The organism is Microbacterium sp. NPDC080220, from assembly GCF_040686395.1.
GTDB lineage: Bacteria > Actinomycetota > Actinomycetes > Actinomycetales > Microbacteriaceae > Microbacterium > Microbacterium gawkjiense.
This window is the reverse complement of sequence record NZ_JBFBOP010000001.1, coordinates 518,622-533,713: the sequence shown is the minus strand read 5'-3', so window position 1 is coordinate 533,713 and position 15,092 is coordinate 518,622. Positions and strand designations below refer to the sequence as shown.

Annotated in this window: 15 protein-coding genes; all 15 read left to right on the top strand. The window is 68.5% G+C overall.

Annotated elements, in window-relative coordinates; genetic code table 11:
* The first annotated feature begins 9 nt into the window (after window positions 1-9).
* The 15 genes from AB0P29_RS02825 (at window position 10) to AB0P29_RS02755 (ending at window position 15,083) form a co-directional block, all read left to right on the top strand.
* The gene (locus AB0P29_RS02825; protein ID WP_363378287.1) at window positions 10-336 is read left to right on the top strand and encodes a hypothetical protein; all 327 of its coding nucleotides are present in this window, start codon (window positions 10-12) and stop codon (window positions 334-336) included.
* Window positions 329-757 carry a minor capsid protein gene (locus tag AB0P29_RS02820; RefSeq protein WP_363378285.1) on the top strand — a complete coding sequence of 143 codons (429 nt, stop codon included), beginning with the start codon at window positions 329-331 and terminating at the stop codon, window positions 755-757. Before AB0P29_RS02825 ends, AB0P29_RS02820 begins: the two co-directional genes overlap by 8 nt.
* Window positions 754-1,527 (top strand): IPT/TIG domain-containing protein, encoded by a 774-nt coding sequence (locus tag AB0P29_RS02815; protein ID WP_363378283.1) that lies wholly within the window; start codon window positions 754-756, stop codon window positions 1,525-1,527. Before AB0P29_RS02820 ends, AB0P29_RS02815 begins: the two co-directional genes overlap by 4 nt.
* Before the next feature lie 66 nt (window positions 1,528-1,593).
* The gene (locus AB0P29_RS02810; protein WP_363378281.1) at window positions 1,594-2,043 is read left to right on the top strand and encodes a hypothetical protein; all 450 of its coding nucleotides are present in this window, start codon (window positions 1,594-1,596) and stop codon (window positions 2,041-2,043) included.
* Window positions 2,044-2,177: 134 nt separating this feature from the next.
* On the top strand, window positions 2,178-2,369 hold the full coding sequence (locus AB0P29_RS02805; protein ID WP_363378279.1) for a hypothetical protein: 192 nt from the start codon (window positions 2,178-2,180) through the stop codon (window positions 2,367-2,369).
* A gap of 6 nt (window positions 2,370-2,375) precedes the next feature.
* Complete coding sequence (locus AB0P29_RS02800; protein WP_363378277.1) at window positions 2,376-3,053, top strand: HNH endonuclease; 678 nt, start codon at window positions 2,376-2,378, stop codon at window positions 3,051-3,053.
* Window positions 3,050-7,063 (top strand): phage tail tape measure protein, encoded by a 4,014-nt coding sequence (locus AB0P29_RS02795; protein WP_363378275.1) that lies wholly within the window; start codon window positions 3,050-3,052, stop codon window positions 7,061-7,063. The genes AB0P29_RS02800 and AB0P29_RS02795 overlap by 4 nt, the downstream gene beginning before the upstream one ends.
* Window positions 7,064-7,142: 79 nt before the next feature.
* Window positions 7,143-7,844: a hypothetical protein gene (locus AB0P29_RS02790; protein WP_363378273.1), complete on the top strand. Its 702-nt coding sequence runs from the start codon at window positions 7,143-7,145 to the stop codon at window positions 7,842-7,844.
* Complete coding sequence (locus AB0P29_RS02785; RefSeq protein ID WP_363378271.1) at window positions 7,837-10,725, top strand: hypothetical protein; 2,889 nt, start codon at window positions 7,837-7,839, stop codon at window positions 10,723-10,725. The genes AB0P29_RS02790 and AB0P29_RS02785 overlap by 8 nt, the downstream gene beginning before the upstream one ends.
* A 9-nt stretch (window positions 10,726-10,734) precedes the next feature.
* Window positions 10,735-11,094, top strand: a complete 360-nt coding sequence (locus AB0P29_RS02780) for a hypothetical protein (protein ID WP_363378269.1) — start codon at window positions 10,735-10,737, stop codon at window positions 11,092-11,094.
* A gap of 66 nt (window positions 11,095-11,160) precedes the next feature.
* A complete protein-coding gene (locus tag AB0P29_RS02775) occupies window positions 11,161-12,081 on the top strand; it encodes an SH3 domain-containing protein (RefSeq protein ID WP_363378267.1) in 921 nt (306 codons plus the stop codon).
* Window positions 12,078-12,590 carry a hypothetical protein gene (locus AB0P29_RS02770; protein ID WP_363378265.1) on the top strand — a complete coding sequence of 171 codons (513 nt, stop codon included), beginning with the start codon at window positions 12,078-12,080 and terminating at the stop codon, window positions 12,588-12,590. The genes AB0P29_RS02775 and AB0P29_RS02770 overlap by 4 nt, the downstream gene beginning before the upstream one ends.
* Window positions 12,587-13,072: a hypothetical protein gene (locus AB0P29_RS02765; protein ID WP_363378263.1), complete on the top strand. Its 486-nt coding sequence runs from the start codon at window positions 12,587-12,589 to the stop codon at window positions 13,070-13,072. The genes AB0P29_RS02770 and AB0P29_RS02765 overlap by 4 nt, the downstream gene beginning before the upstream one ends.
* Window positions 13,073-13,083: 11 nt before the next feature.
* Window positions 13,084-13,392: a hypothetical protein gene (locus tag AB0P29_RS02760; RefSeq protein WP_363378261.1), complete on the top strand. Its 309-nt coding sequence runs from the start codon at window positions 13,084-13,086 to the stop codon at window positions 13,390-13,392.
* A 2-nt stretch (window positions 13,393-13,394) separates the two neighbouring features.
* Window positions 13,395-15,083 carry an SGNH/GDSL hydrolase family protein gene (locus AB0P29_RS02755; protein WP_363378260.1) on the top strand — a complete coding sequence of 563 codons (1,689 nt, stop codon included), beginning with the start codon at window positions 13,395-13,397 and terminating at the stop codon, window positions 15,081-15,083.
* Window positions 15,084-15,092 lie beyond the last annotated feature (9 nt).

The following is a 15,092-nucleotide window of genomic DNA, read 5'->3' as shown; positions in this document are numbered from 1 at the left end:
GGCCTCATCGTGAAGATGCACCTGCCGATCCTCAGCACGGTCGAGAAGGCGGCGCAGGACGCGCTGCGTGAGGTCGCTGAGCAGACGCTCGAGCGGTCGAACGAGCTCTCCCCGACGCTGACGGGCGAGTCGGACGAGTCTGGCTTCGTCGCAGTCGACGACCTCACGGTCACGGTCGGCTACTCCTCTCTGGTGTCCCTGCTCCAGCACGAGAAGCTGGAGTGGCAGCACCCGCGGGGTGGCCAGGCGAAGTTCTTGGAGACGGCTGCTGCCGAGATGGAGCAGCTGGTCGAGCCGATCATGGCCCAGAAGGTGCGGGAGGCCCTCGGTGGCTGACCTCCATGACGACACCGAGCTGACCAGGCTCGTCTGCCGCTGGGTCGCCACCGTCACCGGCGGCGCCTGGCACGAGCTGGGCGTCGAGTACACGCGCGACGGCCTCAGCGTCGTCTACGGGTCGATCGACGAGACCAGCGACCGCATCATCGGCGTCCAGCTGTACCTGTGGACCGACATCGACACCCAGTACCTCCACTGGCGGCGCGTCCAGCTCCGGATCCGCGGCAGCCGCGACGACCTGCTCGACGCGGACGCGATCGCATCGCGGATCTTCGCCGCCCGACACACGCTCTCCCGCGAGGGAGGGATCAGCGGCGTCAGTCGCGCATCCGTCGCACTGCTCGGTGCCGACGACAACGGCCGCATGGAGCGGACCGACAACTACACGATCATCCTCGACAACCAGGAGTCATCATGACCAAGCCGGAACTCCCGGTCGGCACCGAGCTCGGCAAGAGCTACGAGTACGGCCTCGACGTCAACATCGGGACCCACGCGTCCCCGAACTGGATCCCGTTCCGACGGATCTTCAACTTCCTCTTCACGCCGACGCCGACCACGCACGACGCCACGACCTACGACGACAAGGGCTCCACGGCGAGCATGGTCGGCGGATGGGCGTGGGCGCTCGCGTTCGCCTCGCAGGTGAACCGGTCCGCATCGACCGGCCAGTACCTGCCCGAGGTCGAGGCGCTGCGTCAGCGCACGCTCCCGGCCGCTGTCGGCTCGCTCGCCGAGATCGAGGTCCGCTGGTACCACAAGCCAGCCAACGGCACCCCGAACCCCGTGGACGCCGGCCAGGGCATCGCCACGGTCGCGTTCACGCGGCAGAACACCGGCCCCGAGGGCACCGTCGAGGTGTGGAACTGGACCCTCACCGGCGTCGGCTCCTACATCCCGATCGCGAACCCGTTCACCGGCTGGGACGTCACCACGCCGGCCGTGACCGGCGCGACCCCGGAGGGCGCGGCAGCTGGCCAGCAGGTCACCATCACGGGTTCCGGCTTCGACGGCGTCACCACCGCCGACGGTGTGCGGTTCGGCTCGACGAACGCGAGCGGCTACGTGGTGCTGAACTCCAGCACCATCGTCGCGGTCGTCCCCGCCGGGTCCGCCGGATCCGCCGAGATCAAGGTCAAGAACTCCGCCGGCACCTCGGCGGGCTTCCCGTACACGCGCGGCGCGTAACGCCGCACCGGGCGGGGTGCTCCATCGCGAGCGCCCCGCCCACCCCTCACCCGAGAGAGGACCACCATGACCGCTGTCGACTTCGACGACTGGGCCGCACCCGACCTCGTCCTCACCGTCAAGGGCAACGAGTACCGCGTACCGCCGCCCGACACGATCGACGCGAAGAAGATCGTCGCCGCAGCTGCGCTCGGCGAGATCCGCCTCGGCCTCGTCAGCGGCGAGGCATCCGAAGAGGTCCAGCGCATCCTCACCGCGGTGCAGCCCGACGACCACTTCGCCCTCAGCAACCCGGTCTACGAGCAGATGGTCGCAGACCGCATCCCGAAGACCACCATCGACCGGATGGCCTACTACGCCGTCTTCTACTGGGCGCGCGGCAAGCAGTACGCCGACATGATCGCGTCGCTGATGTGGTCGGCGGAGATCGCCCTCGAGGCTGCAGCGAAGGCGTCGGCCGAACTCCCAAAAGCGCCGCGCTCCTCACGCCCGAAGAGTGGGTCCAGTACGGCGTAGGGGAGCCCATCGACCACGACGAGAACGGCGTCCCGATCTTCGCCGACTACCGGCCGCCCGCGGCCGCCGTCGAGGCAGCAGCGGTCGATGCGAAGGCTGCGGAGTCCGAGGATCCGGAGCGCTCCCCGCAGACCGTGACGATCGACATCACGACCTACGGGATCGTCACCCACTGGGATCTCGTGATCGTGGACATGCGCGAACGCTTCCAGATCGACATGCACGCCGCTGACGTGCTCGCCCAGCCGTGGCCGCACATTCGCGGCTACGTGCTCTCGCTCCTGTACTCGGAGACCCGACTCCAGGCAGCACTCATCAGGAGGTGACCACCGATGCGCGTAGCCGAATGCAGCGCGTGCGGTCGGCCTACATCACCAGAGGGCTTCGCGAAGGGGCGACGGCAGTGCCGAGCATGCGTCGCGGCGCGCGCGGCGGAGCGAGGTGCTCGATGGCGGGCCGCCAACCCAGAGCGGGTGAAAGAGAAGCACCAGCGCGAATACCGATCAAACCGTGAGGCGATCCTTGCGCGACAGCGGAAGCGGCGCGCGGATGACCCGTCGGCACAGTCGGCGTACGCCCGCAAGCACTACCTCGCGAACAGAGAGACCATCCTTGCTTCGGCTCGAGACCGGCGTGCCGCTTCGCCTGACGTCTTCGCGGAGAGGTCGCGCGCATATAGGCAACGCAACCCCGAAGTCGTGGCGGAGGCATCGCGGCGATATCACGCACGCCGCCGTGGTGCATCGGTCGTCGAGCCCGGGGTCACATGGCGGGCCGTGGCCGAACGTGACGGCATGACCTGCTTCTACTGCGGTCTGATGTGCGATGCCGCTGATGGACGGTACGTCAATTCCATCGATGGCCACCGCCGTTGGGTTTGCGGACCTCTCCATCCCACCCTCGACCACATCGTTCCCGTGAGCCTCGGCGGCCACCACTCGATGACTAACGCTGTGCTCTCCTGTCGACGCTGCAACCAGCGGAAGGGAGCCGGGAAAGGAGCGTCATGAGGGTCGCTGAGTTGGAGACTCTTTTCACCGCGAACGTCGACCAGATCGAGCAGGCTGAGCGGCAGGTCAAGCAGACCGGCCAGCGCATCGAGTCGAAGCCCATCAAGGCGAAGATCGACGCCGACGCGAAGGGCGCCCTCGGCGCCATGGACCGGGTCGAGGAGCAGGCGAAGCGTCTCGTCTCCAAGGAGCAGGTCGTCCGCCTCGACGCCGACGTGAAGCGCGGCGAGGCATCCGTCAAGCGGATCACCGACCAGCTCGAATCGCTGCGCATCAAGGCGCTCGGCGGGCTCGACGTCAACGCCGACATCAAGCGTGCCGAAGCGCAGCTGCAGAAGGTCAACCGGAACCTCGACGCGCTGAAGACCGCGCGCACGATGATCGAGGTCCAGGCCGACCCCGCCGACGCTCTCGACGGCGTCGCGCAGGTCGAGGACGCCGCCAAGCGCCTCGTCTCGATGAAGACCGCGCTGCAGGTCAACGCGAACATCACGAGCGCGCAGGCCCGCGTCGAACAGCTGAAGTCCCAGATCGAGTACTTCCGCTCGATGTCGCCGAGCGTCCAGGTCGACGCCGACGTCGCGCGCGCCGAGAACCGCCTCCGCGGCGCTGAGGCCGCCCTGCGCGACCTGAACGGCGCCCGGGCGATGATGGTCGTCGACGTCAACGAGGGCGGCGCGAAGCAGAAGCTGAAGGGCGTCGCGGACATCGCCGAGGACGCCGGTGACGACGGTGGCCGCCGCAGTGGCGCCGCGCTCGTCGGCGGCATCGTCGGCGCGCTGGCCACCATCCCGATTGCGGGCGCCGTCGTCGGCGTCGGCGCGGCTGCCGCCAAGGCGATCCTCGACTCGTTCCAGGCTGGCCTGGCGCAGGAGCAGGGCCGCGACAACCTCCAGGCGCTCACCGGCATCTCGGAGGTCGCAGCGGGCCGCCTGGCGCGCGCCGCCGGCGAGGCTTACGCGAACGTCTTCGGCGACTCGATCGAGTCGAACATGGACACCACGCGTCTCGCGCTGCAGTTCGACCTGATCGACGAGGACGCGACGACGTCGGCCGCGCAGAAGACGATCGAGGGGCTCTCGGGCATCGCTGACGTGCTCCAGGAGGACGTCACGCCTGTCGCGCGTGCCGTGACACAGATGCTTCGCAACGACCTCGTGAAGTCCGCGGAGGAGGCGTACGACGTCCTCGCGACCGGCGCCCGGAAGGGCGTGAACGCGAACGAGGACCTGCTCGACACGTTCAACGAGTACTCGACCCACTTCCGCGACCTCGGTCTGAGCGGTGCGGAGGCCCTCGGCCTTCTGAACCAGGGACTCGAGGGCGGTGCGTTCAACGCCGACAAGGTCGCTGACGCACTCAAGGAGCTGACCATCCAGGTCAAGCCCGCGAAGGACGGCAGCATCGCCGCCGCGGGGGCGCTGAAGGACCTCGGGCTGAACGCGAACGACATGGCCTCGGCCTTCGTCGAGGGCGGTCCCCGGGCCCGTCGCGCGCTGGAGGAGATCCTCACGGAGCTGCGACAGGTCGAGGACCCGACCCGTCGGAACGCGATCGCGCTGGGGCTCTTCGGTACCCAGGCGGAGGACATGGCGGGGGCCCTCGGCAACCTCGACCTCTCGACAGCCGTCGACGAGCTGGACGGGGTCTCGGGCGCCGCGCGGCGCATGTTCGACACGATGTCGGACAACGACGCCACCAAGCTCGAGGGCGCCAAGCGGAACATCGAGGTGGCCCTATCCGGCATCCAGGGTGCCTTCGCGGTGGCCTTCTCGGAGCCGCTGGGCGACCTGGCCGACTGGGTGTCCTCGAACCGTGGACCGCTGCTGCAGTTCTTCGTCGACCTCGCCAACGGCGCGCTGGACTTCGCTGAGTCCGCGACGGACGGCTTCGGTGCCTTCGTGTCCGGCCCCCTTCGCGAGACCGTGAAGGGCGTCCGCGACCTGATCGAGTGGCTGCCGGGCGACGCCGACCTGACGGGTCTCGACGACCTGATCGACAAGATGTCGAACTTCGACGAGACCACCGACGTCGCGAGCGACGCCATCTCGGAGGCCCGGAAGCGGCTGAACGAGTTCGCCGAGCCCGCGGTGGCCGTGGCCAACCTCAACGACGCGCAGCGCCGTCTCGCGGAGTCCATCAGCGTGGTCGGGGACGAAACGGGCAAGGTCGAGGACCAGGTCCGCGACGCTCTCGCCGCGATGAAGGAAGAGGGCGACGCCGCAGCGGCCGCGGGGGAGAAGCACGACGACCTCAACCGCCGGTACAAGAACGGCACGGATGCCCTGCTCGACCAGATGGTCGCCGCGGGCATGACCCGTGACGCCGCGAAGCGGCTTATCGACACGGTCAAGGCCGGCGCGCGAGGGAAGCTCACCTTCGACGCGAACATCGCCGCAGCGCAGAACGCCGTCAACCGGCTGATCTCGGCGAACAACGGACGCCGGATCACGCTCAACGTCGTGACCAAAGAGTCCCGCGTCGTCTTCTCCGGGTCGAGCCACGTGGCGACGTCGCGAGCCACCGGCGGCCCCATCACCGGCCCCGGCTCGGGAACGTCCGACGACGTGCCGATCTGGGCGTCCAACGGCGAGCACATGCTCACCGCCGACGAGGTCATGAAGGCCGGCGGCCACGGCGCGATCTACCGCCTCCGCGAGGCGATCCGATCCGGTGCACTCCGGGAACGGCTGAGCTACGCGACAGGTGGCGAGATCAGCCTGTCGCACGCGCGGCTCATGGTCCGCCGCGCAGAGGACAAGGTGCGAGCTGCCCGCGGGAAGAAGAAGGACGTCCGCGAGCGTGCCGCCGAGGAGCTCGAGCGCGCTCAGGAGCAGCTGGAGTCGACGCGCGCGTCGATCCGCGGCGAGCACCTCGACTTCAACACCGCGCAGCGCCGCGGCGAGAACCGCGAAGCCGGCATGAACGGCCGCGGGCTCTCGCTGATCGACGAGCTCACCGAGCTGTCGTACTCGCTCGGCGGCACCCAGGGGCCGAAGATGCGCACGCAGGCCGCGTCGATGGAGAAGCAGTACCTCACCCTCGAGAAGGCCGCCGAGCGCGCCGGGGAGGCCGTCGAGAAGTCGGGGACCCGGCTGTCGGATCTGAAGGATCGGATCGCGTCGATGGCCTCGGCGGTGTCGAACTCGCTGCGGCGGACGTTCGACGTCTCGTCCTGGACGGCGAGCACCCGGCAGGTCGCCTCGACTCGCATGGTCGACGGTGTCGCCATCACCTCGGCGCGGACCGAGAATGTGCCGCTCACGGCGAAGAGCATCCGCGCCGACGCGAAGGCGAAGGCGCAGGCGATCGAACGCTTCCAGAAGAAGCTCTCCCAGATGCGTGGCAAGGGGTACGCAGCCGCGCTCGTCGAGGAGATCGCGATGCTCGGATCCGAGGCCGGGGAGCCCGTCGCGGACGCGCTGCTGGGCGGGTCGAAGGACGACGTGAAGTCGATCAACGCCTCGTACCAGAAGGCCGGCAAGTTCTCGGACCTTGCTGGCACCCAGTCGGCGGAGGCGCAGACGGAGAACGGCAAGACGATGCGGGAGCTCGTCACCGCCGCTGAGAAGCAGCTCGCGCTCGACGAGCGGAACCAGGACCGGATCGAGGCGAAGCTGTCCACGCTCACCGACAAGGTGATCCGGGCGCTCGCCTCCGGCTACGGGTCGGCGCAGAAGCGCGCGAACGGTGGGCCGATCTTCGGGCCCGGCACCCGCACTTCCGACAGCATCCCGATGTGGGCGTCCACGGACGAGCACATGTGGTCGGCTGCGGAGGTCGACGGCGCCGGCGGCCACCAGGCCGTCGCCCGGATGCGGAAGGCCGCGGTCAGCGGGCAGCTCGACGGGATGATCACGAAGGTCGTCCCGGTCGCGGCATCGCCGGCCGTCAACCGTCAGCTCACGGTCGCTCCGCAGTTCGTGAACCCGATCGTCAAGAACCTCGAGCAGGACGCGTGGGAGACCGCGCAGATCCTGGCCGCGGCAGCTGGAGGTGAAGGTGTATAGCGTCGACGGTGTCCCGCTGCAGAACCCCGGCATGGGCTGGAAATTCCGTGGCCCGTCGAAGCCGCTATCGGATCTGACGGTGCAGCGCACGTCGCTGCGGGTGCCGGGTCTCCCCGGTGTCGTGGCGGGCGTGGAGAAGACGCTGGAGGCGCTGGACGCGCCGACGCTGATGCTCGTGGTCCAGACCCCTCGGTCGGCGTATGAGGACGTCCTGGCGCTGCTGAGCGCCGGGAGCGTGCTGTCCATCACGGACCGTCCGGAGAAGCAGGCCGAGTACGAGCTGCTGACGACCTCCTACGAGGGGCACGGCAACGCTGACGCCATCATCGACGTCACCGCTGCCGTGCGCCTCCCGGGTGTGTTCTGGCGTGACGCCGTGGAGACGACGCTCACGACGGACCTGACCAGCGACTCGGTCGTCGCCGACACGTGGCGGATGACCGGGCTCGTCACGGATGCCGTGATCCGGGTCCGTGGGACAACCGGCCTGCGCCTCATCTCCAGCACGGCGTACGTCGACTACCCGCCGGCGCTGACCTCGGGCTCGTACTTCCGGTACGAGTGCGCCACCGGCCGGGCGTTCGTCACGACGACGGACACCTGGACCGGTGGCACTGAGGTCTCGGGAGCGGTGGAGGACGACGGGCCTGGCGACAAGTTCGGGATCTACCCGTGGCGGCCGACGCCGCTCGAATCGATGGCACGGCTCAGGGTCGCGTCGACCGCCCGCGCCGCCGGCGCGAAGGTCGAGCTGAGGGGGAGGGGAGCGCACCTTGTCTGACTTCTCGGTCCGGGTCCGCCGGTACACCACACCGACGACCCGGGGCCGGGTCATTCAGGGCGCACAGATCACCTTCACCGACGTCGCGGACGAAGCGTCCGTGCTCACCCTCACGGTTCCGGAGGTGATCGCCGGCGCGTTGCCGACGCCGTTCTACGCCGGCATCGAGGTGCGCGGGCCGAACGGGTGGGTGAAGCCCCGCAACGACCTGTTCACCTTCCACCGTCGCGCGGGGAACCAGAAGGACCTCGCCGCGATCAAGGACCTCTCCGGCGTGCAGTACGTCGCCGACCGTCTCGGCGCGCACAAGCTCGACCCGACCGAGTTCGGCGACGGCGAGGTCGAGTGGCTGAACACCTCCGCCGGCGGGGTCCTCGCGGACTTCCTGTCCCGCACCCCGGGCACCGGGATCACCCGCGACTTCACCGCCGCGGTCGACAGCGCCGGCGCCGCTTGGCCGACCGCCGACAAGGCCGACCACAAGGCCGGCCAGTTCGCCTCGGGAAAGGCGATCCTCGACGCGCTCACCGCGGCCGCGTTCTGCACCTGGTGGTCCGAGGGGACCAAGCTCGTGCTTCGTAAGACGGGCACGGGCGTCAAGCGCACCATTCGCATCGACCCGCCGGCGAAGGACATCCTCGTCGACGAGGACACCACGGAGACCGCATCGAAGTTCTACGTCGTCACCGACACCGAGGTCGACACGCAGATCGTCTACAAGCCCGAGCTCGGCGCCGGCCCACGCGAAGCGGTCGTCACCGTCGCCGGCGCGACGACGCCGCAGATCGCGCTCCGCATGGCCGACCCGCTGATCAAGGCGGCCGCGAAAGTCCGCCGGCAGATCACGGTGAACTACGACGCCGCTAACCTCCCTGCCCGCCCGTTCATCGACTTCCAAGTCGGTGACGACTTCGACGTCCACGACGGCGTCTACCGGCTCGTCGGTATCCAGGTCACCAGGGGCGACGCCGTCACGGTGCGGCTCACCTTCGGCGAGATCTTCCGCACCCTCGCCGCGAAGCTCGCCTCGCGCACGGCATCCCTGTCCCTCGGATCCGGGCCGACGTCCATCGGCCGCCCGATCCCGTCGACGACCACGCCGCCCGCCGGCGTGCTCGCCCCTCCGACTCCGCCGTCCGTGACGTCGATGCTCGCGACAATCACCGTCGGGTGGGGCCGCACGCTCACCACCGGAGCGCCCGGCGAGGGCTTCGCCGGCGTCATCGCTGAGGCGAAGCGCGCGAACGTGTCGACGTGGGTCCAGGTGGGCCAGGCGTTCGAGCGCGGCGCGATCACCTTCCCGGCATTCCGTGTCGGCGCCGTGCTCGGCAACCTCGTGCACGTCCGACTCCGCGCGATCAACACCAAGGGCGTCCTGTCGGCACCGTCCGACGTCGTCGAGGTCGAGGTCGTCGGAATCGACGGCCCGGACATGGAGTTCGGCAGCGTCTCGACGAACCACATCATGGCCGGCGCGATCCGTGCGATGCACCTCGCCGTCGGCGTGGGGGAGACCGGGCAGCGGATGGAGCTGACCGGCGCCGGCATGGTCCTGTTCGACGAGGACGACACCCCGGTGGTGTCGCTCACCACCTCGAGCGCGAACGTCCTCACGATCAGCCAGCGCAACGACGAGGGCCAGGCCGTCGCGGTTGCGGTCATCGACGAGAACGGTGACGCCGCGTTCCAGAATCTCGACGTCTCGGTGGATGCGATCTTCCAGGGCGCCCCGCTGATCGGTACCTTCGCCGACTCGCAGACCAACGGTGTCGACCTCTCCGACGTCGCGATGTTCGACCGTCTCGCTCGAGGTGTCGTCGCCGTCGGTGACATCGGGGCGAGCGGCTACCCGAACGTGACGCACGAGCGTGCCGGGCTCGCTTCGTTCCAGGTCGACCTTCGCGCCGGCCGGGTGTACCGGTTCGAGTTCTACGGGAACATCGTCTCGGAGTGGATGGAGCCAGGATCCGGCGAGCAGCTCTCGATGCAGGTGCACTGGTCGACCAACACTCAGTCGATCGCGAACCCGCAGACCGCGGGCGGAGGGTGGTCGCACGCCCGCATCCTGAATTCGGGCGCTGAGGCGGGCCTGGACTTCACCTACCCGTACATCGCGTTCCGCGAGTTCGTGGTCCCGACCGACGACACCTACAACGTGCTCGTCTCGCTTAACAACCCGTCCTCGCGGGCGTTCGCATTCTTCCCGGGCGACTACCCGCAGAACCCTCCGCGCATCGAGACGGTGGACCTCATGCCGATCGAGGCGTGGGCCCGCGTCGACGAGGCGCTGGAGGACTACAGCACGCGGGCGTACGTCGCCTCGTCGGGCAGCAGCAGCGGGTCAACCGCACCCGTCGCGCCGAAGACCGTCACGAAGGTCTGGAACGCCACCTGGTCGGTCCTGTGGGGACCGTCCGGATCGATCCGGCCCGGCAGCGGGAACCTCTACGACGACGGCCGGATGCTGCAGGGCGGCGGCTCGTCGATCGGCGACGGGCGCGCAGGACGAGTCGGCTTCCCTGCGCTCGGGATCTCCGGCAAGACGATCAAGGGCATGTGGCTGAAGGTCCGAGTCCGGCACACGGGGCTCACCGAGGCGACACTCCGGATCGGCACCCACGGGAACACGGAGCCGCCATCGGGTGGGAGCCCGAACCTCGCGAACCAGTTCACCAAGCGGGTGAAGCGCGGGCAGACGTATTGGATCCCCGTGCCGAAGTCCCTGTGGGCGGCGGTCGCGTCGGGCTCGATCCGAGGCTTCCAGTTCGGCGGTCCGAACGTGAACGTCGGGAAGAGCGACTACGTGATCCTCGACGGCTACCCGTCCTCCAACGCCGCCGGCAGCTCGGTGCGTCCGCAGCTCAAGATCACCTACCAGTAGGAGCAGCTCATGGAGTTCACCATCGCTGTCGGCGACCGGGTGCAGGCGCGCAAGAGCGCCGGCGACGACGTCGTGACGACGGAGTACACGGTCACCGCGATCGAGGGGGGAGCCTACGACGGTTCCCCCCTCGGCGCGCTCGACACGGCGCAGGGTTGGAGCGTCGAGCTCATCCGCCGCGGCGACCCGGCCATGCCCGACGGTATGGCCGACATCGCCGTGTGGCTCACCCAGAACCCGACCGAGCCGTGCCACGTCCTCGGCGCTCCCAGCTTCGGCTGGCGCACCGTCGACGGCCGCCCCATCGACCCTGCCGACGTCCTCCACTGGGAGGCGTGGCAAGACCCCGAAGAAGCACCCACCACCTGACAACCCCCACGAGAGCCCTCGAGCAACCCGCTCGAGGGCTCTCGTCGTTCCCGAGGAGGAACCAGAATGTCGCTCGCCAACATCAAGGCGTCCTACGCCCCCGCCCGCATGGGCCGGAAGTACGGCTACCGCGACCCCAAGGTCTACACGATGAAGGGGTATCACCGCGCGCAGGACATCCGGAAGCTCGACCCGTCTGGGCGGTTCTCCGTCGTCACCGATGTGCACTCGCTGTCGGCTGGCAAGGTCGTCTACATCGGTCGCCCCAACGACCTGATCGAGCTCGTGATCGTCGTCGACACCGGACGCCGGCGCGGCCGGTACGAATGGCACGCGCACAACGCCGCGCCCGTCGTGAAGATCGGGCAGAAGGTCGCCGCCGGTCAGAAGTTGTGCCGGAACGCCGCGGCCGACGAAAACCCGGGCACCGCGTGGTCCGGCCCGCACGATCACATGGGCATCTCCGACTACGTCGACGGCGCCTGGCGCAACCGCCCCGAGTACAACCCGCTCCCGTTCATCCGGGAGGCCCTCGCCGCCGTCGACAAGCCGAAGCCCACCCCGAAGCCCGCCGGCGTCAGCAAGCCGAAGCCGGTCAAGATCACCTACTACGGCGAGCAGGTCACGACCACCGCCGTGAACCTCCGAGCCGAGCCGAGCACGAAGGCGAAGATCCTCGGCGTCGTGCCCGACGGCACCGTCGTCAAGAACGGCGCCGCCGTCAACGGCTGGCACCCCGTCAAGTGGGGCACGAAGACCGGCTACATCCGCGGCGACTACATCGTCGTCCGGAACAAGACCGTCGCGGCCGACAAGGGCCTCAACCTCCGGAAGACCCCGTCCGAGAAGGGCGCGATCGTCACCGGGCTCAGGAAGGGCACGAAGGTCACGGTCCTCTCGGTGCTCGGGTCGAAGGACAACGCGCGCTGGTGGCGGGTGCGTGTCGGCGTCCGCACGGGCTGGGTGGATTCGCGGTTCCTCGGATGAGGGCGGCAGGGGGGATCACCGCCGTCGTCTCCGCCTTCAAGCGGATGAACGGCGTCGACTGGGCGCAGCTCCACGCGAAGGCCGCCGCGGCCCTCTGGGCGATCGTCTTCTTCATCATCACGCCACAGCGGGTCAGCGACTCTCTGGGCGCAGTCCTGATCTGGGTCATGACGTCGTCCACGTTGCTCGGCGCGGTCGTCTCGATCGTCGGTCTCGTGATGGCCGCGCGGCATCCGGACGAGAGCCCATCCGAGCTGCGGAGCACCCTGCGACGCACACTCCGCGGTCTCGCGATCGAGCTGCTCGGCATCGCGGGGATGCTCCTCGGCATCGCGCTCTACTTCCTCACGCAGGCCGTCCTGTCGTTCGGCCCCGAGGGTGACCAGCGGGTCGCGCTGACGGTATTCGTGTACTTCACCGGCGCGATGCTCGTCGCCCGGCTCGTGTCCGTGCGCCGCCGGCGACGGAAGGAAGTGCGCGCTGCGAAGGCGATCGGGGGAATCGCGTGACCGGCGGCGATGTCGCGACGCTCCTCCAGGCGCTCGGCGCGATCGTCGTCGTGATCGCCGCCGTCGTGACAGGGATCTTCGCTCGAAGCGTCGCCAAGGAGAACCGCGAGGCGAGGAAGGACCGCACGCCCTCGGATGACAACGAGGCCACGAAGATCGCGAACGAGCTCTTCGGGACGCTACTCACCGAGGCGCGCGAGGAACGCAAGGAACTCCGCGAGACGATCCGCGACCTCAAGAACGACGGCACCACGAAGCAGGAACGCATCCGCGCACTCGAGGACATTGACCGGAAGAAGACCCTCCGCATCGGCGCCCTCGAGTCCCGCGCACGCCTCGCCGCCGAGAAGCTCGCGCGCGGCGAACGCCTCACCGTCGTCGACATCCTCGGCGACCCCAACCTCCCCGACTCCGTCCTCCAGCGCGAAGCCCGCGCCGAGCTCGGGCTAGGGGATCTCGAAGACACCATCACCACCGGCTAAAGGAGCCCACCATGAGCACCAGCATCGTCCCCGACAGCACCAAGCTCGCCGCAAAGCGAGGCTTCATCCGCACGACCGCGCAGGCGTACTCGACTTCGCTCGCGGGCGGCATCTCGACGACCGTCATCATCGGCCTCACAACCGGCGAGGTGCAGCCGATCCCGCTCGCGATCACAGTCGGCGTCGCGCTCGTCACGCCGCTGCTCGCCGGCGCGGCATCCGCCCTGTCCATCCTGTCCCGCGGCATCCCCGGCGAGTACGTCGAGGCCGGCCTCGACGAGGCCGCGGAGAGCGATGGCTTCACCACCCCGGAGGGCTGATCATGACGACCATCACGGGGAAGGTGGAGATCGGCCCGGGCCGCGCGCCTTCGCAGCTCACAACGGGTAAGTCGTACGTCCGGGTCCGGGTGGCCGACATGGTGACGACCGCGGCCGGCGTGCTGATGCTGCCTGTCGTGGGCAACCCGACCCCCATCGAGGAGGACGGCAGCTTCAGCGTCGTCGTCGACCCGGTGCCCGCGGGCTTCGCACACGTCTTCGAGTTCGAGATCAACAACGGCCAGTTCAAGTCGATCCCGCTCGTGAAGCGTGTCCCGGCGTCGGGCACGTACGACCTCAAGGACCTCGATGACATGGCGCCGGTCGCGGGATCGGGCTATGCCATCCCGGGATGGTACGGCGAAGTGCTGCAGGCGCGGGAGGACGCTGAGGCTGCAGCATCGAGCGCAGTCGCTATGCAGGACGCGACGATCGCGGGGCGTATCAAAGCCTCGGGATCTGCCACCCGAGCTGCACTAACGGACACGATTGACCAGGGCGTCGAAGCGTCTACGTACATTCCAGCGACGTTCACCCGAGCAGCGCGCACCCGTCGTGTCTGGGCAATGGGCGACTCGATCACCGATCAGGGCGTCGCGTGGTCGAGCGCGCCGTATGGCTCAGAGGTGAACGCGGCGAGACTCCAGGGTGGGCTCTGGCAGAACAATAACGCGTGGACCACCTGGGCAACCCTTGCGTCTGAGGGGAAGTGGACCCTCGCGGGCGTTGCCGCAACAGCGGGCTACACCCCGGCCCAGATCCTCGCGACCCACGTTCCCAACGTCATCGCGCGGGCCACCCCTGGCGATACGGTCGTCGTCCTTGCCGGGACCAACGGCGCGAGTACGGCGATGAACGACATCCCTCGGATTCACGAAGCGCTACGCGCTGCTGGTCTGCACACGGTCGCCGTGACCACACCGCCGCGCAACTCTGCACCCTCCACCCCGCAGACTCTCAACGCTGCTCTACAAGCGTGGGCAGCGAGCTATGGCGTGCCCATCGCGGACGCTCACGCGGCGCTGGTGGATGCAACTACGGGCGGTTATGTCACCGGTTGGGATAACGGCGACGGCGTGCACCTGTCCGAGGCTGGCGCGAAGGTCCTCGGCGAGACCATCGCCGCGACGCTCTCAACACTGTTCGACACCGCTGTTTCACCTCTGGTGCCGTTCAACACCCCCGCGACGAACTACCTACAGACCAAACCACTGGCCCTGAGTTCTCCGACCGTCGGGACCGATTTCCAGAACCTAACGTCGGTCGGTACCGGGTCATTCCTCCCCGCGGCTTTCGCTGCTGCCAAAGGCGGCTACGGGTATGTCGCTAATCGGGGGGACACCGACATCAGCGGAAGGTTCGGAACGTACGCTCTCGTCGCAGGACACAAGTACCGGCTCGGGCTCGCGTTCGATCTCGCTCTCGCGGGTGGCGGAACGTTCTTCATGCGCCTCGACTCCAACACTGGTACGACAAACGGCACGCTCTGGGCAATGGGGTATCACACAGCAAGTCCGAGCGGGAAAGTGCTCAACAACTCTGTGTCGAACCGTCGCTTCTATGCCGAGTTCACCGTGCCGCCTGGCTTCGGCGACACGTACCGCCTCCGATTCACGCTGGCCGGTGAAGGGTCAGTAGCGAAGTTCTCCGAGATCACCGTCGCCGACCTCACTTCACTCGGGGCCGCCTGACCGTATCGG